This window comes from Ochrobactrum sp. 19YEA23 (assembly GCF_029909865.1).
Lineage (GTDB): Bacteria > Pseudomonadota > Alphaproteobacteria > Rhizobiales > Rhizobiaceae > Brucella > Brucella gambitense.
Genome location: NZ_JASAMQ010000001.1, coordinates 1327892 through 1348160, shown reverse-complemented (window position 1 = coordinate 1348160; position 20269 = coordinate 1327892). Strand labels below are relative to the sequence as shown.

The following is a 20269-nucleotide window of genomic DNA, read 5'->3' as shown; positions in this document are numbered from 1 at the left end:
AGCGTTCATAGCTATCAGAGGAATATGAAGGCAAGTCTGCGATAACGGGCAATCGGGGAAAATCCCGCTCTGGCCCAGCAACTGCAAACGGACGAGACCGATGACAGGCATTACCGTTTCCGATTCCGCCGCAAAGCGGATCGCTAAAATTCTCAATTCCGAACCGGACAAGACCGCGCTGCGCGTTTCTGTCGAAGGTGGCGGCTGCTCCGGTTTTTCCTACAAGTACGATCTGGTCGATGAACAGACCGAGGACGACATCGTCATCGAAAAGCTCGGGGCGAAAGTTCTGATCGATTCGATTTCGGTTCCCTATATGGATGGTTCGGAAATCGATTTCGTCGACGATCTGATGGGGCAATCGTTCCAGATCCGCAACCCGAACGCGACGGCGTCTTGCGGCTGCGGCACGAGCTTCGCGATTTAAGCGCACCGAAATGCGCGACGAGGAATTAAACCGGCTGCCTCATGGCAGCCGGTTTTGTTTTGTCAGACTTTGACTGAAGCGACCGTGGTATCGATATGGTCCACCAGCGCGTCCGGCAGGCCGAGACGACCGGCCAGCATATCGAGATAACCGCGCTCCGCCCGGGTGTCAGGATCAATGGCCAAACGCGAGGCGGTATAAAGCTCGACCTTCTGCTCTTCCGTCTGCGCGGCAGCGACCAGCGCGTCGAGATCGACCGGATCTGCCAGTTCTTTCTGGAAGAAAGCTTCTGCCTCGTCATCAAGACCAGAAATCTGGAGCTTCTCCATGATGCGCGCACGTTCCGCATCGTCGATATGGCCGTCCGCCTTGGCTGCGGCGATCATCGCCTGGATCAGCGTGAGGGCGAAACTGTTACTCATAGCGGGCGACTGCGGATGAAACGGCGAATCGGCAGGTGGAGGCGGAAGAAGCTCCTGCTCCTTGGCAACAGGCTGTTCCGCCGTTTGCGGCGATTGGCCGGACTTGTAATTCTTATAGGCCAGATAGCCGAGACCGGCGATGGCTGCGATGCCGCCAACGGTGGCGACGTTACCCGCCAGCTTGCGGCCTGTCTTGGTGCCAAGAACTGCGGCAGCGATAGCGCCGCTGGCAAGCGGATTTTTCTTGGCGAGATCACCGACCTGTCCGGCTTTATCCTTCACACTCCCCGACATGCCCGGTATCTGCGAACCTAAAAACTGATCGAGAAGTTTCTTGGCGTCGAACATTGTTATCTCCTGTCTGGCTCCAATAAGTCCGAGATAGGAACGCAATGGTGACAATACAAATGCATCAGGCATTGAAAAATGCGCCAAGCTGCAATTTCTGTGATGAGGCCTGCGCCGTGCTTGCCCTCACCCGCCCAAGCGCCTAATCATTGCTCCATGAAGATCGCTACGTGGAACATCAACGGCGTCAAGGCACGCATCGAGAACCTTCAACATTGGTTGAAGGAGTCTTCGCCCGATATCGCCTGCCTGCAGGAAATCAAGTCGGTGGACGAACTGTTTCCCCGGCTTGAGATCGAAGCGCTTGGCTATCACGTCGAGACCCATGGCCAGAAAGGCTTCAACGGCGTCGCGCTTCTTTCCAAGAAGTCACCCGACGAGATCAATCGTGGCCTGCCCGGCGATGACAGCGACGAACAGGCTCGCTTCATAGAGGGCGTTTATTCGACTGATAAAGGCGTCATCCGCGTCGTGTCGCTCTATCTGCCGAACGGCAACCCGATCGATACAGAGAAATTTCCTTATAAGCTTTCCTGGATGCAGCGCCTGGAAGCCTGGGCGAAAGATCGTCTGGCGCTTGAGGAGCCCCTTGTGCTGGCTGGCGACTATAACGTCATTCCCGAGCCGCAGGACGCGAAGAACCCGCAGGCATGGCTTGGCGATGCATTGTTCCAGCCGCAATCCCGGCAGGCATTCCGCAAGCTCGAAAATCTCGGTTTCACCGACGCTATTCGCGCGGCGACCGACGATGACGGTATCTATTCATTCTGGGATTATCAGGCAGGCGCCTGGCAGAAAAACAATGGCATTCGCATCGATCATCTGATGCTGTCGCCAGAAGCGGCCAATCGTTTCGTATCGACCGATATTGAAAAGCACGTCCGCGCCTGGGAGAAGCCGTCTGACCACGTACCGGTTACGGTCACGCTGTCGGTTTAAGACACTGGAAGCTTAAAACGAGCCCTTAGTGGTCATATCGCTGGCAAGAGCCACAGCGTTACGGCGATCCGCCTCACCGACAATCGAGAAAGCCTGCTCCTGCATTTCGCGTATCCAGGTGCAATCCTCGGCTGCGCAACGTTCAGAGGCGGCCGTCATGAAGGCCAGCCCGCGCACGGTCTTGCCAGCCTGAAACAGCATATTTCCAAGCATGGCCTGAGCGCTGACATTGCCCTTGTTGGCAGCCAGCTGGAACCAGCGTGCAGCCTGAACCGAATTGCGCTCTCCGCCCTCACCGGACAGAAGCATCTTGCCCAGCTCAAACTGGGCAGCAGAATCACCGAAATTCGATGCGGCCTGCACATAAAGATCGCGGGCGACCCCCAGATCGGCGCGCACCGGCGTACCCGGAATACCGCGCTTCACATATCCAGCGAGCGCAACCAGCGCGTCAGCCACATAGGAATCGTTCTCCGAGCCGGGTTCGGAGCCTTCACGCACGATCTTTTCGAAAATCTTGTAGGCTTCGTAGTCATTTTCGGCCACGCCGTCGCCATCGGCATACATACGGGCCAGTTTCCACTTTGCACCCTGATGACCGCGCTCGGCGGCATAACGCAACGCCTTGATCGCCTCGTCCTTGTGACCGTTCTTGTAAGCGGAGAAGCCGAACTTGAAGAGTTCGAACGGGCTGCGCGACTTTTCGGAATCGTCGTTCAGATCAAAAGCAAAGGCACTGTTGCAGGCGATGGCCAAACCGACAGCCATGGCAAGAACAGGATATGAAAAACTGCGACTACGCATCACAACGCCGGTCTTTCACAATAGTTGGCACAAATCGTGGAGAAAGAATTCATTGAGGGCAGAATAGCCACGCTTTTCGTCAAGAGTGAGACCCGATCTTGGCCGAAAAAAGCCTTACCACCATTGGAAGGAATCGGAGCAGCGTCGGCAAGGTTTCCCCTGCTTGCAATCTGTTTGCTCTGCAACAACGCGCTCTTGCTCATTCCTGCCTAATCCTGCGGGAGCCATTCGCTCCTGATTGTTTGACGGCTTTTGCCTTTCCTTGACGGATGATGTCCTTTTGTGGCGGGAAATAGGCAAAAATGACCGTAGTTCTTTGTAGCCTAAAGTAACGGTAAAGACTGTTGCCGTTTGACAACAAACCGACTGTTGTTGCGCGCCGAAACGTGTACCCCCATCGAACAAAGCGATGGTGATTGTTTCCGTCTGGCGGACACATAGAATAGAACGCCTATGACACAGACGATTGGAACCAACCGGATCACATGCGTAATTACAGACGCCCTTATAGGCGCCCGCAGAGGCGATATACCTCCAGCTCCCGGCGAAGCGGAATTGGAGGAATTCGTAGCATCATACTGACTTTATTGTTCTTTTCCGCGATTGTAGTCGGTATTTCATACCTGCCGGATGAAAAGCGTCCGACCGAAACGCGGGACGGCCCCGTCTACGTGATAGATGGGGATACGGTGATCATAAACAAGGTGCATATCCGCCTGAAGGGCATCGATGCCCCAGAGATGGCGCAGACCTGCGAGCGAAACAGCATCAGTTACAATTGCGGTCAGGAGGCTCGCAATTTCTTGCGGGCAAGAATCGGAAGGACGCCGATTCGGTGCGAGACTGAAGGCTTCGACCGCTATGGCCGCGATCTGGCGCGTTGTTATCTCGGCGAAACCGATCTGAATAGCTGGATGGTCCAACAGGGTTGGGCGATTGCCTATGGCGATTATGAGCGCGAGGAAGCGGACGCCCGCAAAAATGGCCGTGGCATCTGGGCTGGCCGCTTTGAAAAGCCCTCGTCATGGCGAAAGGAAAATCCGCGCGAAGGTGAGAACGCGCAAACGAACCATGGGATCACTCAGACGATTGGGCGCAATAGCATCGGCGCGTTCACTCACTATATTAAAGAGCGTATCGCCGCCTTCATCAATTACTTCCGATGACGACATCCCAAAATCCGGAGCGAAGCTTCATGGAAGACCTGAACACGCTCAGTCAGTCGATCAAAGCGTGTCGCATCTGCCGCGATGAGCCGCTGTTTCAGCCGCCGCTGCCGCATGAGCCCAATCCCGTCTGTATTGTCTCCAATACAGCGCGCATCGCCATATGCGGACAGGCGCCCGGTATCCGCGTGCATAATACGTCCCTGCCGTTCAACGATCCCTCTGGCGACCGCCTGCGACAATGGCTTGGAACCACCCGCGAGGAGTTCTACGATCCAGCCCGGTTTGCTATCGTTCCCATGGGCTTCTGCTTTCCCGGTTATGACAAACATGGCGGCGACCTGCCCCCGCGCCGCGAATGCCGTATGACATGGCATGACCGCGTCTTTGCGGCCATGCCGCAACTGGAGTTCGTGCTGGTGGTGGGGCAATATGCGCTGGCTTACCATCTTCCCGACTATCGCGGACGCAATCTGACCGAAACGGTGAAAAACTGGCGGCACTTTATTGAAACGCCCAACAAGGCGGGCCGTATCGTGCTTCCACTCCCTCATCCTTCATGGCGCAACAGTGGTTGGCTGAAACGCAATCCATGGTTTGATGAAGAGGTTGTGCCTATTGTTCAGGCAAAAGTCCGAAGCCTCATCAACGACGATAAATAAATTTTACTAGATCGGTTCTCATAAGAATATTTTTCCTGTAACTTCTGCCGATAGCACATCATAAGGTATGACGTTTCGCACACTCGCAAAGTTCGGGAAACGATTTCTAAAACCGGGAACGGAAACGCATGGACAGGCTCGACAGAAAAATACTGCGCTTATTGCAGGAAGACGCAACATTGGCAGTGGCAGACGTTGCCAAGAAGGTTGGCCTTTCCACAACGCCTTGCTGGCGTCGTATCCAGAAGCTTGAAGAAGATGGTGTCATCAAGCGCCGCGTGGCGATCCTCGACCCGATCCGCGTTAATGCGCGTGTGACGGTGTTCGTATCGGTGCGCACCAGCTCGCACAGCCATGAATGGCTCAAGCGCTTCTCGGAAGTGGTGCAGGAATTCCCCGAAGTTATCGAATTCTACCGCATGAGCGGCGATGTCGATTATCTGCTGCGCGTCGCAGTGCCGGACATTGCAGCCTATGACGCCTTCTACAAGCGGCTGATCAGCAAGATCGAAATCCGCGACGTCTCGTCATCCTTCGCGATGGAGCAGATCAAGTACACGACTGAACTACCGCTCGACTACATGGTGCTGGACAAGGAAAATAACTGACCTCCCAGACTTTGAAAGTCATGACCTCCACCAGAGGTGGAGGTTTGGGACGCTACGCTTGAACCACTAGAAGTGGTTTTGTTATGTGCTAGTAGGAGCCTTTAAAAAGGTCGGCATGGTCTGAAGCCTTGTCGGCCTTTTCCTGATTTCGGATATAACGTCTAACGACCTGTTCATCGTAACCGATGGTCGAAACGAAGTATCCTCGCGCCCAAAAGTGATAGCCGCGATATTTGCGCTTCTTTGCATATTTGTTGGCAACGTAAAGCGCCGTCTTGCCCTTCAAAAACCCGACTATGTGCGCCACCAAATATTTCGGTGGGATCGATATCAACATATGCACATGGTCCGGCATCAGGTGTCCTTCTTCTATCCGGCACCCCTTTTGCAAGCTTAATCTGACAAACAGATCCCGTAACTCAAGGCGAAGGTCGCCATATAGCCGCTTCGTGCGGTATTTGCTGCCAAAAACCACATGATATTGGCAGACCCAAGTCGCATGTGTAAGATGGTTATCGTCCATTATAACCTCCGGTTTCGATCACTTCGTGATCCAAGCCGGAGGTTTCTTTCATACCGCGTAGAACTCTTCCAATCCTCCGCCACAGGCGAAGGTTTTCTTCTCATGAAATGAAAAAGCCCGGCAATGCCGGGCTTTTTTGTGCTTGGCTTTTTATCAGTGCTTCGCTGAAGCCACACCAGCCTGTTCAAAGGTGGCCATGCCGCTGTGGCACTGCGCGGCTGCCTTGACGATGCTGGCAGCGAGAGCAGCGCCGGTTCCTTCGCCAAGACGCATGCCGAGATCGAGAAGCGGCTCTTTGCCGAGCTTGGCCAGCAGCAGACGATGGCCCGGTTCAGCCGAGACATGGCCAAACAGGCAATGATCGATCGCTTCCGGATTTGCGGCATAGAGTATGGCCGCAGCCGAAGACGCCACAAAACCGTCGATAATCACCGGGATTTTTTCCATGCGGGCGGCCAGAATGGCGCCAGCCATGGCTGCGATTTCACGGCCACCGAGGCGGCGCAGCACTTCAAGCGGGTCTTTCAGATGCGCCTGATGCAAGGCAACCGCCTGACGGACCGCTGCAAGCTTGCGCTGCAACAGATCGCCCGTCGAGCCCGTGCCCGGTCCAACCCAGTCTTCCGCCGTACCACCAAACAATGCGAGTGCAATCGCCGCCGCAATGGTCGTGTTACCGATACCCATTTCACCAATGCAGAGAAGATCGGTGCCACCGGCAATCGCTTCCATGCCAAATGCCATAGTCGCCGCGCAGGTGCGCTCATCCATGGCCGGTTCTTCGGTGATGTCGGCTGTCGGATGTTCCAGCGCCAGATCGAAAACCTTCAGTCCCAGATCATTGGCAATGCAGATCTGGTTGATCGCCGCACCGCCTGCCGCAAAATTCTCAACCATCTGCGCCGTAACGCTGGACGGGAACGGCGTAATGTTCTTTGCCGTGACGCCGTGATTGCCTGCAAAGACTGCGACCAGCGGGCGATTGATCTGCGGCGTGCGCTTGCCCGTCCAGGCGGCAAGCCAGGCGGCGATGTCTTCAAGGCGTCCCAGCGAACCGGCAGGCTTGGTCAAAGTTACCTCGCGCTCGCGCACTGCCCTTTCCGCACCCAGATCGGGACCGGGCAGATTGCGGATCAGTTCACGAAAATCGTCAAAGGGAAGGCCACTGGCGCTCATATCGTTCAGTCCAATCGATCATGGGAGATGCAAATCTGTTTGGCACGTCCTATAAGCACTCACACAATTTTTCAAATCACCTCTTCGAGCCGATGGCCCTTGAGGCGAAATATCGCGAGCCCTAAAACAGTCCTGTGGGCGATAAAGTGTTGCGGAGCAGTCATTTGCAGCGAAATGGTTTCATAGGCGATACAATCCGGTCGCTCGGCTTTCTGAGCCGCCTTCCGCTTCCGCAAAGCTGGTTCGAGAACACGGACGATTCGCTGCTGCGCAATGCACGCGCCTTCCCGCTTGCCGGTGCTGTTCTGGGCCTGATTACAGGCATCGCGCTGATGATCGCCAATTCCCTGCATCTGCCTGCCCTCGCCTGCGGATTTATCGCAGTCGGCGCGCTGGCAGCCATGACCGGCGCATTGCATGAAGACGGGCTTGGCGACACGGCAGATGGCTTCTTCGGCGGAGCAACGCCGGAGCGTCGCCTCGACATCATGAAAGATTCCCGCATCGGCACCTTTGCCGCGCTCACACTCATCATTTGGGTCGGTATCAAGGTTTCTCTGCTGACAGCCATTATTGAGCGCGCTGGCCCCGGCTATGCGCTGCTTGCGCTGATCGCGAGCGAAGCCTCAAGCCGTTCTGCCATGCTCGCCTTCTGGCATAGCCTGCCATCCGCCCGTCCCGGCGGGCTTGCCGATAGCGTTGGTGCGCCAAATTGGGAAACCGTGGTTTGCGGCGCGGCACTCGGCTTCGTGATCATGGCGGTCGGACTGATCCCTTCAGGCGGCGTTCTGTCCGTCATCAACGCGCTTGTTCTTGTGACGCTGCTGCTCGTCGGCTTTGCCCGGCTTTGCATGTCGAAAATCGGCGGCCAGACGGGCGACACCTTGGGCGCGGCCCAACAAATCGCTTCCCTTGCGGTGTTAATCGGGCTTGTCATGGCCCTGTAATGCAACCACATTTCACTCATGAACACGGCGACAATCAAATCACCCTGCATATTGATATGCACGATGGACGCTGAAACCGGCTTTTGCCTTGGTTGCGCACGCACGCTTGATGAAATTACACGCTGGTCGCACATGACCGCCGAAGAGCAAATTACGGTACTATCGCTTCTGCCCGACCGTCATGAAATTCTCATTGAAAAGAAAGTAGGCTGATGGGGCGTTTTTTCTGGCTCGTTATTGCCGCTGTCGCAATCGTCGCTTTGTTGCTGATGTCCAACAATGACAGCGGCACCACGATGGGGCTCGACAATGATGTCTTCGCTCGCGCAGCCTATCTCGGCATATGGGGCGTGGTGCTCGCCGCGGGTTTGCTCGGCTCCGGCATCAAGCTTTCGGATTTCGCGCGCAATATGGCCGTCTGGGCGGTGATTATTCTCGGCCTCGTCGCGGGCTATCAGTATCGCTACGATCTTCAGGAGGCGGCGAGCCGCATCACTGCGGGCCTTATTCCCGGCAGTCCGATTTCCGGACGAAACGCCGAAGGCGCTGTGACGGTCACGCTTGCCAAGTCTTCCAACGGACATTTCGAAGTGAATGGCCGCGTCAACGGCGCGCGCGTGCATTTTCTGGTCGATACAGGCGCTTCTTCGGTCGTCCTTTCACAGGAGGACGCAGAGCGCGCTGGCCTCGATACGGCGTCGCTGAACTATAACGTGCCGGTGATGACAGCCAATGGCACGGCTTCTGCGGCGAGCATAACGATTGCCAACCTGCAGATCGGCGACATTGAGCGCCACGATGTTCGCGCCATGGTCACCAAGGAAGGCCTGATGACCGGTAGTCTGCTCGGCATGAATTTCCTGCAAACGCTGGGCGGCTTTACGGTGCGCGGCGACCAGTTGATCCTGATCGATTAAGCTGCTTCGGCGTTAGCTTCGGTTACTTCCGCATAGGCTTCACGCAGCACGTCGCTGGTAGCACCCGGCTTTGTCGCGTCGGTGGACAGCATCTGACGCCAGCGGCGAGCCCCCGGCAGGCCGCTGAACAGACCCACCATATGGCGGCTCACATGCGAAAGCCTGCCGCCCGACGCAATATGCCTGTCGGTATATTCGCACATGGCCTCAATAATATCCGCCATATCAACCGAAACGGGTTCATCGCCAAACAGACGGGCATCCACGTCCGCCAGCAAGGCTGGATTGTGATAGGCAGCGCGCCCGAGCATCACCCCGTCCATATGTTCCAGATGGGTTTTTGCTTCATCAAGCGTGGTAATACCGCCATTAATGCCGATGAAAACATTACCGAGACGCGCCTTCAACCGATAGGCGCGATCATAATCGAGCGGCGGGATTTCGCGGTTTTCCTTCGGCGACAGACCTTTCAGCCATGCCTTGCGCGCATGCACCCACAGGGCGTCGGCTCCGGCGGCAAGCGCCAGATCAGCGAGCGCATCCAACGCCACTTCCGGGTCCTGATCGTCGACGCCAATACGGCACTTGACCGTGACCGGGACAGAAACAACGCTTTTCATCGCTTCGACACAGCGCGCCACGATTTCGGGCGTCTGCATCAGGCAAGCGCCAAATGTACCCGACTGCACGCGGTCCGATGGGCAGCCGACATTCAGGTTGATCTCATCATAACCGAAGCCGATCCCGATTTTCGCCGCTTCCGCCAGCTTGGCTGGGTCAGACCCGCCCAACTGCAAGGCGATTGGGTGTTCTGCCGCATCGAAACCGAGCAAACGTTCGCGCGGACCATGGATCGCCGCATTCGCCACAACCATTTCCGTATAAAGCAAAGCGCGCTTCGAAAAGAGCCTGTGAAGATACCGGCAATGTCTGTCTGACCAATCGATCATCGGCGCAACGGCGAAGCGATAGTCCCGGTAGTTGCGATTTTTCGATGTTACATCAGACATTTAGACATAAATCCTAAGAAGGCGATTCATGGAGCGTTTCAGACTAATCGGCCCGATTGCAAGCAATCGGGTATCGGAACGGCGCAAAAAGCCACACTTGCGCGAAATGTTCAAGTTTTGCGGCTTGGGTTTCTCGATGCTTCTATATAGGACTTTATCGTGCTCAGCGCCAACCAGTGCCGTTATATGTCGAGAGGCTGTGACTTTCGACGCATTTGCGCATTATGATCGCGTTCTAAAGCGTTCCTTCCGATTCTTTTCTCATTCATTCAAGGAAATCCGGCGTGACCTCCCTTTCTCCCTTCGGCAAAACCTTCGATGCCTTCCTGTTCGACATGGATGGCACGATCCTCAGCTCCATCGCGGCGACAGAACGCGTCTGGGGAGAATGGGCCAAGCGTCACGGGATCGATCCGGTCACATTTTTGCCGACCATTCACGGCGTGCGCGCGGTCGACACGGTTCGTCGTCTCGATATTGGTCTCGACCCTGATCAGGAAGCTGCAATCCTGCTGGAAGCAGAAATGGCCGATCTGGATGGCATCGTCCCAATCGACGGTGTCTGCGATTTCCTGAACACGCTGCCGGAAGACCGCTGGGCGATTGTGACATCTGCTCCACTCGAGCTGGCCCGTCGTCGCATCAAGGCAGCAGGATTGCCGCTGCCGAAGACCATCGTTTCGGCGGAAGATGTTGAACGCGGCAAGCCGAGCCCTGAATGCTTCGAGCTTGGCGCGAAGAAGCTCGGCTTTGATCCGCACCGTTGTCTGGTGTTCGAAGACGCGCCAGCTGGCATCGTTGCAGGCGAATCGGCTGGCGCTTGCGTGATTGTCGTCACAGCGACCCACCCACATTCGCCAAAAACCTCGCATCGAAGCATCGACAGCTATCGCGAGCTGGAACTGAGCGTAGCCGATAACGGCAAGCTTAGCCTTGCCGTCGGTGAGACCATTTCGGTCGGATAAGCGCGACGAAATTCTGGTTATGACGAGCCGAAAATGGTGGAGTTCGAGAACCGGAGCGCAGTGTGCTTAAGCACATGAGCACTGGAAGCGCAGAACAACGCCATTTGCAGGCCGTCAGAGCCGGAATCAAATGACCCGCCGCCCCTCGCGCCAAACTGTCTTGATAATCGGCACATGTTCGGCCACCTGAACACGCACCAGATCGGCGCGCTTGCCTTCAGCTATTTCGCCACGATCATCAAAGCCCACAGCCTGCGCAGGGTTCTTCGAAACCAGACGAATAGCCTGTGGCAATGAAACCGCATTGGGAGCATGGGCCAGCACATCGGCCAGAAAAAATGCCGACTGCATCATGCTCGCCGGGATATAATCCGACGAGATAATGTCGAGATGCCCGGCCTCGACCAGCTCTCGTGCCGAAACATTGCCCGAATGCGAGCCACCGCGAACCACATTCGGCGCGCCCATCAACACCGACATGCCGGATTCCTTCGAGGCTTTGGCCGCCGTGTGCGTGGTCGGAAACTCGGCAACGCGAATGCCCTGTTCACGCGCTTCGGCAACATGATCGAGCGTCGCATCGTCGTGGCTTGCCAGGATCACGCCGCGTTCGTGGCACAGATCGGCAATCGCCTTGCGCGTCTTGGCGGAATAAATCTGCGACTGGCCAACGCGGCGCTCGCAATAAATCCGGAACTCTTCTTCCGACAGCTTGTTCTTGCCCAGAAAGTAAGCCTTGTAGGCATCTAGATTGGTGAATTGCCGCTGTCCCGGCGCATGGTCCATCAGTGAGACCAGTCTGATCAGCGGATGACTGCCGAAACGTTCAAAGGCCGAAAGACAATCCGGCGCGGAAACCTCGCAGCGCATATGCAGGAAATGGTCGGCACGCAACCGACCCGCCGCACGGCCTTCCGCTATTGCCGTGGAAAGCTTCAGCATGTCGTCGATGCCGGTCTGCGCATCGTCATCCAGACCGATGCGCAAGGCGTCGAATACGGTGGTGATGCCGGAAGCGGCAATCTGCGCATCATGCGCCTGCACGGCGGCAATCGGGTTCCAGCGCACTTTGGGACGCGGCGCATAATGCCCTTCGAGATGGTCGGTGTGCAGTTCGATCAGACCCGGCGTCAGGAAGTCGCCTTCCATGTCTTCGCCGACTGATGACGGCCCGCTGGCAATATCGGCAATCTGACCGTCAACGAGCTTGATCGAACCTTCGATGACATCGTCTGCGCGAACGATACGCGCGTTACGCAGGATAGTTTCACTGGTCATCGCTCAAGGCCTCCCCACTGCCCGCTGGGTCCGCGTCTTCGTGGCTCCACCCGTCAGCGGATGCAGCGAATGAATCTCGAAGGGCGCGCCCTTCTCAGGTTCCACGAACAAAGCGAGATTCGCAACCTCGACCGGATCGTTGAGAAGCGGCGCGAAGAATTCTTCCAGCCGACGCTCAATCCGTGCGCGGTCGCCTTCCGCAACCGGACCAGTCAGGGTCATGTGGAAGCGGAACTCTTCAAAAACATATGGATAGCCCCAGCGTTCCAGATTGTGGCGCTGTGCTTCGCTCAGGCGTTCGGGACGGCGCTTGGCAATTTCCGCTTCATTGAGCGGCGCGCGGAAACGATCCAGCGCAACGACAACATCATTGGCGAGCTGGTTCAAGGCCGTGACCGGTTCATGCGGCACCAGCGCAAAGAACGGCCCGATGGCCCGAAGCTTCAGACGTGGAATGATGACGGGTTCAACCGACGATGCGAAATGCATCAATGCCGACAGGAGTTCGCTTTCAGTCTGATTGTCATTCAGCCGAAACGGCGCTTTCATCGTGGCATGAAAACCATAACGACGCGGTTCATCGGTCAGCGATGCAATCTCTTCCGTGCCAAGCGAGCGAATCGCCGGCAGCTTGACCGGCTCACCGCTAAAGGCGTTCCGCCCCAGCCAGTTGGCCGCAACCTTCAGAAGCGCATCGCTGGAAGGCGGCGTGAAGTAGATCGCATAACGCATTTCAAATCCTTGGTCTGGAACGTGTCTCGCCGTAGCGCGGCGCGGGATCGTTACACAACGAATGTGGCAAGTCGATAAAGCCTGTATGACAATGATGGAAGACAACTGACAAAGCGATTTTACATCACAGAAAATTGGTATAGGCGTCTGTAATCGATTTGAGGAGAAAAAGATGAGCGGTTTCGCGTCTATCGGCGAGTGCATGATTGAGCTTTCGGGCGGCGAAGGCGACCAGTGGCGCATGGGTTTTGCTGGCGATACGCTGAACACCGCCTGGTATGTTCGCGCACTGACCGACAGATCGTTTCCGGTCGATTATGTGAGCGCTTTCGGCGAAGACAATTTCTCGCAGAAACAGCGCGTTTTCTTCTCATCCAATGGCATCGGCATTGCGCATAGCCCTGTGATCGCCGGTGTGCATCCGGGCCTTTATGCCATCACGCTGAACGGTGCGGAACGCTCCTTCACCTATTGGCGCAGCGATGCCGCCGCGCGCCGTCTTGCCAGTGATCGGGCTGCGCTTGAACAGAGCCTTTCCGGGCGCGACATCATCTATTTTTCGGGGATTTCCATCGCAATCGTCCTGCCGGAACATCGCGAAACATTCTTCGACGTGCTGCGGCAATGCCGCGCTGCGGGATCGCGGATCGCTTTCGATCCCAATTTCCGCTACCAGCTCTGGCCGGACCGCAAGGCCGCGCAGGACATCATCAGCGAAGCAATGCGCCTTGCCGATATCGCCCTGCCGACTTTCCCTGATGAACAGGCGCTTTTCGGCGACACCAATGCCGAGGCCTGTGCTGGACGCCTTATCGGCCTTGGTGTGAAGGAAGTTGTCGTCAAGGACGGCACGGAACCGGCCCTGGTCGCGGCCAACGGCGAACAGACGCTGGTTCCCTCCGTTTTCGCCAATGCCGTGGATACCACAGGTGCCGGTGACAGCTTCAACGGCGCTTATCTTGTTGCGCGAATGGATGGACTTTCGCCGGTCGAAGCCGCACACAAGGCCCATGCCGTTGCAGCCCGTGTCGTAGAAACACGCGGCGCGCTCACGCCCATGGAGACGGCGCGCGCCGCTTATACCGGGTGATGCTAACTAATCCCGCGTGAAGGCGAAACGACTTTCCTGCGCGTAGATTTCGCCCGGGCGCAGAATCGCCTGCGGGAAATAAGGATATTCAAGCGAACCCGGCCAGATTTGCGGCTCCAGACAGAAGCCCGCATGTTTCCCGTAAGGCTTACCCGTCAGGCCGATGCAATCATTAGCCATCGTATTGCCCGCATAGAACTGGACACCCGGCTCTGTTGTCAGCACGTCCATACGAACACCCGACTTCGCGCCCTTGACGGAAGCGCAAAGACGCAACGGCACACGTGTAGCCGAAAGACAGAAATTGCTGTCATATTCGACCTGCTTGCCGTTTTCAGCATGGCGGATCGGGCGATAATCGCGGAAGTCGAACACCGTGTCCTTGACCGGCAGAACGCGCCCGTCTGGAATCAGCGCCTCATCGACCGGCATATAGGCGTCGGCGAGAATCTTCAGCTGATGGTCGAGAATGTCACTTTCGCCGCCATCGTCGAGATTGAAATAGCTGTGATGCAGAAGGTTACACACCGTTGGCTTATCAGTCACAGCTTCCAGCCGCACGATCAAAGCACCGTTGCCATTGAGCATATAGGTGCAGCTGACCTTCAGATTGCCGGGAAAGCCCATTTCACCATCTTCGGCAACCGTGCTCAGCGTGACATAATCCGCCCCGCTGCCGGTGACTTTCCAGACACGGTTGCCGAGTCCCTTGCTGCCGCCATGAAGGTTATGGCGTCCCAGATAGTTCGCCTCGACTTCATAGGTCTTCCCGCCCAGCACAAAATGCGCGTCGCGAATGCGATTGGCCGAGCGGCCTGCAATTGCACCCAGATGCGGCGAATGGGCGGGATAATCGTCAAAATTCTGATAGCCGATCACCAGCGGCGCATCATGGCCCGCCATGCGCAAATCCTGAATTGCCGCGCCCCAAGTGATGATCTTGGCCGTCAACGGCCCGTTGGAGATGGTCAGCCGATGAACCGCCTGCCCGTCTGGCGCATGTCCGAAAACTTCCGATGTCACGTCTGCCGCCTGTAAAAGTATGATTTAAGGGAACCGCATCAAGCCGCATTGCAAGCTCTTAAGCAAGAGGGTTACCGCTTGATCACAATCGATTCCTCCGATATTTTTTACATGTCTATATGTTAGAGCATTCAGTATTACTGACCCCGTATTTAATATATTTTTCAAATATAAATTGAAAAAGGTATAGATATGCGATCCAATTTTGCGGCAGTTATGCCCTATATATTTCAGGAAGAAGGCGGATATGTCGATAATCCTGCCGATCCTGGCGGCGCAACCAATATGGGTATTACTATCGGTACTCTGGCAGGATGGGCAGGTCATTCCGAAACTGCGCAGGATGTGAAAAATCTTACAAAAGATACTGCAACAGAAATTTACAGAAAGCAGTATTGGAACAAGATCGACGGCGACAGTCTTCCCTCAGGCGTTGACTATGCAATGCTGGACTTTGCGGTCAATTCTGGCCCAAGTCATGCTATAAAGATGTTGCAGCAAATACTTGGTATTCTACAAGACGGATTTCTCGGGCCCGCAACCTTCGCGGCGCTGTCAGCCCGCCCACCACAAGATATTATCGATCGCCTATGCGATGAGCGGTCCGCATGGCTCCGGGGACTGGCCGCCGCCGCAACCTTCGGCAAAGGCTGGCAGGCTCGTGTGGAACGGGTGCGCGCGCGCGCGCTGGCGCTTGCCGAGAGGCCTGTCAGCGATATTGACGCGGCTCATTCCGCTGGAATTTCATTCCCGCACTCCTATGAACCGGCCTACAACACCAGACCAGAGGCAGCGCAGAGCAGCAATCCTGTTGTAAATACTATACAACAGCCTGGAGTGCTTGGCACATTGGCGAGTATCGTATCCGGATTGGTTGCCATTATCGTGCAGGATGGCCCACTGGAAACGGGGCTGGCTTGTGCGATGATCGCGCTATCGCTCATCGGTGTCATCTATTTCGTCAAGCGTTGAAAAAGAGGCCACAACAACGCCGCATGAAGAGATTTCAAAAAATTGAGATTGCCTTTATGTTGCGCTTCGCTCGTCTGGCATCTTATATGCGCATCGAACTCCCGGTGATCTTGAAAGTAATATGACTTTCCTCGTGACCGGAAAAACGCTAGACACGCGCATACAGAGCATTTCCAGCACATGTGCCCAACACTTTTGCTGGCCGCGAAATGCGACAAGAAAATCAGATGCCTATAATTCGCGGCATCATCAGGAATAAAGGAATCGAAACTTGTCCTCTACTTTTGACAAAGTCGCCGACATCATCGCCGAAACCAGTGAAATCGATCGTGACACCATCACGCCGGAAAGCCACACCATCGACGATCTGGGCATCGACAGCCTCGACTTCCTCGACATCGTCTTCGCTATCGACAAGGCTTTCGGCATCAAGATTCCGCTTGAGCAGTGGACGCAGGAAGTAAACGAAGGCAAGGTTCCGACCGAAGAATACTTCGTCCTGAAGAATCTCTGCGCCAAGATCGACGAGCTGGTTGCGGCCAAAAAGGCCTGAGCTCGCTGAAAAATTGACGGTATTGAAGGGTGGACAGCAATGTTCGCCCTGATTCCGTTTCTGGAGCACAAGACAGTTCCTAGGACAGCCCCTTGGCCTCATCACGGCAGAACCGGACCCATGCAGAACAATAAAGTCGTCATCACCGGCATCGGCATTATTTCATCACTCGGCGAAGGCGCCGAAGTGCATTGGAACGCTTTTTCGACAGCGGGTAGCGAACCACGCCTCGAAAGAGAAGCCTTTGCTCCTTACACCGTTCATCCACTCGGCGAAGTCGATTGGAGCCTGCAAATCCCAAAGCGCGGTGACCAGCGCCAGATGGAAACCTGGCAGCGACTCGGCACCTATGCCGCAGGCCTCGCGCTGCAAGATGCAGGCATGAAGGATGATGAAGCGCTCTGCGCGACCATGGATATGGTTGTGGGCGCAGGTGGTGGCGAACGCGACATTACCGTCGACATGCAGATTCTCGAAGAAGGCCGCACCAGCAACAATCGCGGTGTGATGCTGAATGAGAAACTCTCGACCGAACTGCGGCCGACCCTGTTTCTGGCGCAGCTTTCCAATCTGCTCGCTGGCAATATTTCTATCGTCCACAAGGTGACGGGATCTTCGCGCACTTTCATGGGCGAAGAAGGCTCCGGCATTTCGGCTATTGAAACAGCGGCAGCCCGCATCCGCACCGGGCAAAGCACGCATGCGCTGGTGGGCGGCTCCTACAATGCCGAACATTTCGACATGATTCTCGGTCACGAGCTGGGCGGACTGCTCAAGCATGACGGCTGGGCACCCCTCTGGGAGCGTGACGGCTCGGCTGGCGGCGGCATAATCTCCGGTTCCGGCGGTGTGTTCCTCGTTCTCGAAAACGCCGAACATGCCGCAAAGCGCGGCGCACGCGCCTATGCGGAAGTTGCGGGAATCGCAGCCACGCAGATCCGCCGCGAAAGCGACGATCTTGCAAAGACCGTTCGTGATCTTGTTCTTGCGGCCAATGACGGCAAGGACCCAGCTTATGTGGTTTCCGGCGCATCCGGCGCTCACGACGCGACCAAGGCCGAAAAATCCGTCCTGGACGGCTTTTCCGCAGCATATCGCGGCATATCCGGCCTGACCGGCCATTTGCGCGAGGCACAATTCCCGCTGGCGCTGGCGCTCGCCGCCATTTCCGTCTGGAAGGGTGAGGCTTTTGCGCCGCTGAACGCATCGGAAAAGGCAGCTGATGGCAAAATCAGCGAAGCCGTCGTCACCACTGTCGGAGCAACGCGCGCCGAAGGCGCCGCAAAGCTGGTGAGAGCATAAGATGACCAAATATACAGACCATCTGGGCCGCCCCATCGTTGCCATCACGGGCGCAGGCGTTGTTTCCTCGCTCGGACAGGGCAAGGAAGATAACTGGGCCGCGCTGACCGGCGGTGTTTCGGGCATTCACAGCATTACCCGTTTTCCGCTGGAAAATCTGAACACTCGTTTTGCGGGTACTGTGGATTTCCTGCCCGAAAGCGAAACCGGAGCCTCCGCCCTGTCGGAAAAGCTGGCACGTCTTGCCGGTGAGGAAGCCCTTGCACAGTCCGGCCTTTCGACGACCAATTTCGGCGGACCGCTCTTTCTGGCTGCCCCGCCGGTGGAACTCGACTGGAAAAGCCGCTTTGCACTTGATGCCAGTGTGAAGAACGAAGGCCCGGCCAGCTATCAGCTTCTGCTCGAAGCCTGCCGTCGCGTGCGTCATGAAGCACTCTTCAACACCACGCAGTTCGGTTACATCGCCGAGCGTCTCTCGGAAGCATTCGGAACGCGTGGTCTGCCGATCACGCTGTCCACCGCCTGCGCGTCGGGTGCAACGGCGATCCAGCTTGGCGTTGAAGCCATCCGTCGCGGCGAAAGCGACCATGTTCTGGCGATTGGCACCGACGGTTCCGTTTCAGCGGAAGCTCTGATCCGCTTCTCGCTGCTCTCTGCACTGTCCACGCAGAATGAAAAGCCTGAAAAAGCCTCGAAACCTTTCTCCAAGGATCGCGACGGCTTTGCCATGGCCGAAGGCTCTGGCGCACTGGTCATGGAATCGCTCGAAAGTGCAGTTGCCCGCGGCGCAAAGGTTCTCGGCATTCTGGCCGGCTGCGGCGAAAAGGCCGACGACTTCCACCGCACCCGTTCGAAGCCGGATGCTTCGCCTGCCATTGGCACGGTGCGCGCCGCCCTTGCCGATGCGGGTCTGACCGAAGACCAGATTTCCTATGTCAACGCACACGGCACCTCGACGCCGGAAAACGACAAGATGGAATATCTGGCGCTCTCGACTGTATTCGGCGATCGGATCGAATCCATTCCGGTTTCGTCAAACAAGTCGATGATCGGCCATACGCTGACCGCAGCCGGTGCGATTGAAGCTGTGTTCTCGCTGCTTACGATCCAGACCGGAACGCTGCCGCCAACCATCAATTACGACAATCCGGACCCGGCTATTCCGCTGGACGTTGTGCCGAATGTGAAGCGTCAGGCGGAAGTTTCCGCAGTGCTTTCAAACTCATTCGGCTTCGGTGGACAGAATACGAGCCTTGTTTTGGCGGCAAATCCGAATTAATCCGTCCGGCAAACGAATTTAAAATTTCCTGATGATCCCGGAAGGCGGAAGCACTCCGGGATCATGCCATGAAAGGAAGAGCCCATGCGCGCTTTGCAGCTTCTCGACGACCGTCGCCTTGAAATCACCGATATTGCACCGCCTCCGCCTCCCGGCCTTGGTGAAGTTACGGTCAAGATCAAGGCGGTCGCGCTGAACCATATCGACGTATGGGGCTGGCGCGGCATGGCTTTCGCCAAGCGCAAAATGCCGCTGGTCATCGGTGCGGAAGCATCCGGCGTTGTCGATGCTGTTGGCCCCGGCGTTTCCAATCTGCTGCCCGGCCAACTCGTTTCGATCTATGGTGCGCGCACCTGCGGCCTTTGCCGCGCCTGCCGCGAAGGCCGTGACAATCTGTGCGAACATGTCGGCGGCGTGCATGGTTTCCATCTCGACGGTTTTGCCTGCGAAGCTGTGAACCTTCCTGCGCGCCTGCTCGTGGCGGCACCTCCCGGCGTTGATGCCATCGGTGCTGCCGTTGCTCCCGTGACCTTCGGCACGGTCGAGCACATGCTGTTCGACAATGCCAAGCTGGAACCGGGCGAAACCGTTCTCGTACAGGCTGGCGGCTCGGGCATCGGTTCGGCAGCGATCCAGCTTGCCAAGAAGATGGGCTGCACGGTCATCACAACGGTCGGTTCTGACGACAAGATCGAGAAGGCCAAGGCTCTCGGCGCGGATCACGTCATCAACTATCGCGAAGACCGCTTCGAAGGCGTCGTGCGCAAGCTGACCAAGAAGAAGGGTGTCGATGTCGTCTTCGAACATGTCGGCGCAGACACCTGGGCCGGTTCGATGCTCTGCATGAAGCGCGGCGCGCGTCTTGTCACCTGCGGTTCGACTTCGGGCGTTTCGACCAACATGAACCTGATGCAGCTGTTCCAGCAGCAGCTCAAGATTCTGGGTTCCTTCGGCTGCCGCATGGAAAACATGGCAGACGCCATGCAGAAAATGGCGCGTGGTATCGTGCATCCGGTCATCGACACAGTGGTCGGCTTCAACGATATCGACACCGCCTTGAAGCGCATGGAAGGCCGCGACGTCTTCGGCAAGATCATTCTCGAGATCGACTGAAGCCTGTCCCTGT

Annotated in this window: 23 protein-coding genes; 15 read left to right on the top strand and 8 right to left on the bottom strand. The window is 56.6% G+C overall.

Annotation, left to right across the window (positions count from 1 at the left end; genetic code table 11):
• The first annotated feature begins 100 nt into the window (after positions 1–100).
• Entirely contained in the window at positions 101–427 is a 327-nt protein-coding gene (erpA, locus tag QBD01_RS06330; RefSeq protein WP_182520321.1) for an iron-sulfur cluster insertion protein ErpA, read from the top strand.
• A gap of 62 nt (positions 428–489) precedes the next feature.
• Here erpA and QBD01_RS06325 read toward each other — a convergent pair whose 3' ends face one another.
• On the bottom strand, positions 490–1197 hold the full coding sequence (locus QBD01_RS06325; RefSeq protein WP_182520320.1) for a tellurite resistance TerB family protein: 708 nt from the start codon (positions 1195–1197) through the stop codon (positions 490–492).
• Between the two features lie 156 nt (positions 1198–1353).
• Here QBD01_RS06325 and xth point away from each other — a divergent pair, with 156 nt between their 5' ends.
• The gene (gene xth / locus QBD01_RS06320) at positions 1354–2136 is read left to right on the top strand and encodes an exodeoxyribonuclease III (protein WP_280992028.1); all 783 of its coding nucleotides are present in this window, start codon (positions 1354–1356) and stop codon (positions 2134–2136) included.
• A 12-nt stretch (positions 2137–2148) separates the two neighbouring features.
• On the opposite strand, the gene QBD01_RS06315 is transcribed toward xth, so the two are convergent.
• Entirely contained in the window at positions 2149–2940 is a 792-nt protein-coding gene (locus tag QBD01_RS06315) for a tetratricopeptide repeat protein (RefSeq protein WP_280992027.1), read from the bottom strand.
• A gap of 587 nt (positions 2941–3527) precedes the next feature.
• Between QBD01_RS06315 and QBD01_RS06310 the strand changes: the two genes are divergently transcribed.
• From QBD01_RS06310 to QBD01_RS06300, 3 genes are all read left to right on the top strand, one after another.
• Positions 3528–4106, top strand: a complete 579-nt coding sequence (locus tag QBD01_RS06310; RefSeq protein ID WP_280992026.1) for a thermonuclease family protein — start codon at positions 3528–3530, stop codon at positions 4104–4106.
• 29 nt (positions 4107–4135) lie between these two features.
• A complete protein-coding gene (locus tag QBD01_RS06305; RefSeq protein ID WP_392391313.1) occupies positions 4136–4768 on the top strand; it encodes a uracil-DNA glycosylase family protein in 633 nt (210 codons plus the stop codon).
• Between the two features lie 128 nt (positions 4769–4896).
• A complete protein-coding gene (locus QBD01_RS06300) occupies positions 4897–5376 on the top strand; it encodes an Lrp/AsnC family transcriptional regulator (protein ID WP_078338480.1) in 480 nt (159 codons plus the stop codon).
• An 88-nt stretch (positions 5377–5464) separates the two neighbouring features.
• Here the strand turns inward: QBD01_RS06300 and tnpA are convergent, their stop codons facing one another.
• A complete protein-coding gene (gene tnpA, locus QBD01_RS06295; RefSeq protein WP_280992024.1) occupies positions 5465–5899 on the bottom strand; it encodes an IS200/IS605 family transposase in 435 nt (144 codons plus the stop codon).
• A 153-nt stretch (positions 5900–6052) separates the two neighbouring features.
• Positions 6053–7075 carry a nicotinate-nucleotide--dimethylbenzimidazole phosphoribosyltransferase gene (gene cobT / locus QBD01_RS06290; RefSeq protein ID WP_078338479.1) on the bottom strand — a complete coding sequence of 341 codons (1023 nt, stop codon included), beginning with the start codon at positions 7073–7075 and terminating at the stop codon, positions 6053–6055.
• Positions 7076–7239: 164 nt separating this feature from the next.
• Here cobT and QBD01_RS06285 point away from each other — a divergent pair, with 164 nt between their 5' ends.
• The 3 genes from QBD01_RS06285 to QBD01_RS06275 are packed head-to-tail and all read left to right on the top strand — an operon-like array spanning position 7240 to position 8939.
• Entirely contained in the window at positions 7240–8022 is a 783-nt protein-coding gene (locus tag QBD01_RS06285) for an adenosylcobinamide-GDP ribazoletransferase (RefSeq protein ID WP_280992023.1), read from the top strand.
• Positions 8023–8040: 18 nt separating this feature from the next.
• Positions 8041–8235, top strand: a complete 195-nt coding sequence (locus tag QBD01_RS06280; RefSeq protein ID WP_392391312.1) for a DUF1289 domain-containing protein — start codon at positions 8041–8043, stop codon at positions 8233–8235.
• Positions 8235–8939 (top strand): TIGR02281 family clan AA aspartic protease, encoded by a 705-nt coding sequence (locus QBD01_RS06275; protein ID WP_280992021.1) that lies wholly within the window; start codon positions 8235–8237, stop codon positions 8937–8939. Before QBD01_RS06280 ends, QBD01_RS06275 begins: the two co-directional genes overlap by 1 nt.
• Here the strand turns inward: QBD01_RS06275 and dusA are convergent.
• Positions 8936–9949, bottom strand: coding sequence for a tRNA dihydrouridine(20/20a) synthase DusA (dusA, locus tag QBD01_RS06270; protein ID WP_280992020.1), 1014 nt, complete (start codon positions 9947–9949; stop codon positions 8936–8938). The genes QBD01_RS06275 and dusA overlap by 4 nt on opposite strands.
• Positions 9950–10233: 284 nt before the next feature.
• Between dusA and QBD01_RS06265 the strand changes: the two genes are divergently transcribed.
• A complete protein-coding gene (locus QBD01_RS06265; RefSeq protein ID WP_280992019.1) occupies positions 10234–10914 on the top strand; it encodes an HAD family hydrolase in 681 nt (226 codons plus the stop codon).
• Between the two features lie 126 nt (positions 10915–11040).
• On the opposite strand, the gene QBD01_RS06260 is transcribed toward QBD01_RS06265, so the two are convergent.
• Positions 11041–12192, bottom strand: a complete 1152-nt coding sequence (locus QBD01_RS06260; RefSeq protein WP_280992018.1) for an alpha-D-ribose 1-methylphosphonate 5-triphosphate diphosphatase — start codon at positions 12190–12192, stop codon at positions 11041–11043.
• Between the two features lie 3 nt (positions 12193–12195).
• Positions 12196–12924, bottom strand: a complete 729-nt coding sequence (locus tag QBD01_RS06255; protein ID WP_280992017.1) for a DUF1045 domain-containing protein — start codon at positions 12922–12924, stop codon at positions 12196–12198.
• 172 nt (positions 12925–13096) lie between these two features.
• Between QBD01_RS06255 and QBD01_RS06250 the strand changes: the two genes are divergently transcribed.
• Positions 13097–14014, top strand: a complete 918-nt coding sequence (locus QBD01_RS06250) for a sugar kinase (protein ID WP_280992016.1) — start codon at positions 13097–13099, stop codon at positions 14012–14014.
• 6 nt (positions 14015–14020) lie between these two features.
• Here QBD01_RS06250 and QBD01_RS06245 read toward each other — a convergent pair whose 3' ends face one another.
• The gene (locus QBD01_RS06245) at positions 14021–15037 is read right to left on the bottom strand and encodes an aldose epimerase family protein (protein ID WP_280992015.1); all 1017 of its coding nucleotides are present in this window, start codon (positions 15035–15037) and stop codon (positions 14021–14023) included.
• Between the two features lie 192 nt (positions 15038–15229).
• Between QBD01_RS06245 and QBD01_RS06240 the strand changes: the two genes are divergently transcribed.
• From QBD01_RS06240 to QBD01_RS06220, 5 genes are all read left to right on the top strand, one after another.
• Entirely contained in the window at positions 15230–16009 is a 780-nt protein-coding gene (locus tag QBD01_RS06240; RefSeq protein WP_280992014.1) for a glycoside hydrolase family 108 protein, read from the top strand.
• 271 nt (positions 16010–16280) lie between these two features.
• Positions 16281–16562, top strand: a complete 282-nt coding sequence (locus QBD01_RS06235) for an acyl carrier protein (protein WP_078338469.1) — start codon at positions 16281–16283, stop codon at positions 16560–16562.
• Positions 16563–16682: 120 nt separating this feature from the next.
• A complete protein-coding gene (locus QBD01_RS06230; protein WP_280992013.1) occupies positions 16683–17864 on the top strand; it encodes a beta-ketoacyl-ACP synthase in 1182 nt (393 codons plus the stop codon).
• Between the two features lies 1 nt (position 17865).
• A complete protein-coding gene (locus tag QBD01_RS06225) occupies positions 17866–19143 on the top strand; it encodes a beta-ketoacyl-ACP synthase (protein ID WP_138785036.1) in 1278 nt (425 codons plus the stop codon).
• Positions 19144–19227: 84 nt separating this feature from the next.
• Positions 19228–20256, top strand: coding sequence for a zinc-binding dehydrogenase (locus tag QBD01_RS06220; RefSeq protein ID WP_280992012.1), 1029 nt, complete (start codon positions 19228–19230; stop codon positions 20254–20256).
• Positions 20257–20269: the final 13 nt, after the last annotated feature.

Excerpts from the sequence above, each read along its gene's own strand:
- erpA (WP_182520321.1), top strand. The coding sequence starts at position 101 with ATGACAGGCATTACCGTTTCCGATTCCGCCGCAAAGCGGATCGCTAAA.
- QBD01_RS06325 (WP_182520320.1), bottom strand. The coding sequence starts at position 1,197 with ATGTTCGACGCCAAGAAACTTCTCGATCAGTTTTTAGGTTCGCAGATA.
- xth (WP_280992028.1), top strand. The coding sequence starts at position 1,354 with ATGAAGATCGCTACGTGGAACATCAACGGCGTCAAGGCACGCATCGAG.
- QBD01_RS06315 (WP_280992027.1), bottom strand. The coding sequence starts at position 2,940 with ATGCGTAGTCGCAGTTTTTCATATCCTGTTCTTGCCATGGCTGTCGGT.
- QBD01_RS06305 (WP_392391313.1), top strand. The coding sequence starts at position 4,136 with ATGGAAGACCTGAACACGCTCAGTCAGTCGATCAAAGCGTGTCGCATC.
- QBD01_RS06300 (WP_078338480.1), top strand. The coding sequence starts at position 4,897 with ATGGACAGGCTCGACAGAAAAATACTGCGCTTATTGCAGGAAGACGCA.
- tnpA (WP_280992024.1), bottom strand. The coding sequence starts at position 5,899 with ATGGACGATAACCATCTTACACATGCGACTTGGGTCTGCCAATATCAT.
- cobT (WP_078338479.1), bottom strand. The coding sequence starts at position 7,075 with ATGAGCGCCAGTGGCCTTCCCTTTGACGATTTTCGTGAACTGATCCGC.
- QBD01_RS06280 (WP_392391312.1), top strand. The coding sequence starts at position 8,041 with ATGAACACGGCGACAATCAAATCACCCTGCATATTGATATGCACGATG.
- QBD01_RS06275 (WP_280992021.1), top strand. The coding sequence starts at position 8,235 with ATGGGGCGTTTTTTCTGGCTCGTTATTGCCGCTGTCGCAATCGTCGCT.
- dusA (WP_280992020.1), bottom strand. The coding sequence starts at position 9,949 with ATGTCTGATGTAACATCGAAAAATCGCAACTACCGGGACTATCGCTTC.
- QBD01_RS06260 (WP_280992018.1), bottom strand. The coding sequence starts at position 12,192 with ATGACCAGTGAAACTATCCTGCGTAACGCGCGTATCGTTCGCGCAGAC.
- QBD01_RS06255 (WP_280992017.1), bottom strand. The coding sequence starts at position 12,924 with ATGCGTTATGCGATCTACTTCACGCCGCCTTCCAGCGATGCGCTTCTG.
- QBD01_RS06250 (WP_280992016.1), top strand. The coding sequence starts at position 13,097 with ATGAGCGGTTTCGCGTCTATCGGCGAGTGCATGATTGAGCTTTCGGGC.
- QBD01_RS06240 (WP_280992014.1), top strand. The coding sequence starts at position 15,230 with ATGCGATCCAATTTTGCGGCAGTTATGCCCTATATATTTCAGGAAGAA.
- QBD01_RS06230 (WP_280992013.1), top strand. The coding sequence starts at position 16,683 with ATGCAGAACAATAAAGTCGTCATCACCGGCATCGGCATTATTTCATCA.
- QBD01_RS06225 (WP_138785036.1), top strand. The coding sequence starts at position 17,866 with ATGACCAAATATACAGACCATCTGGGCCGCCCCATCGTTGCCATCACG.
- QBD01_RS06220 (WP_280992012.1), top strand. The coding sequence starts at position 19,228 with ATGCGCGCTTTGCAGCTTCTCGACGACCGTCGCCTTGAAATCACCGAT.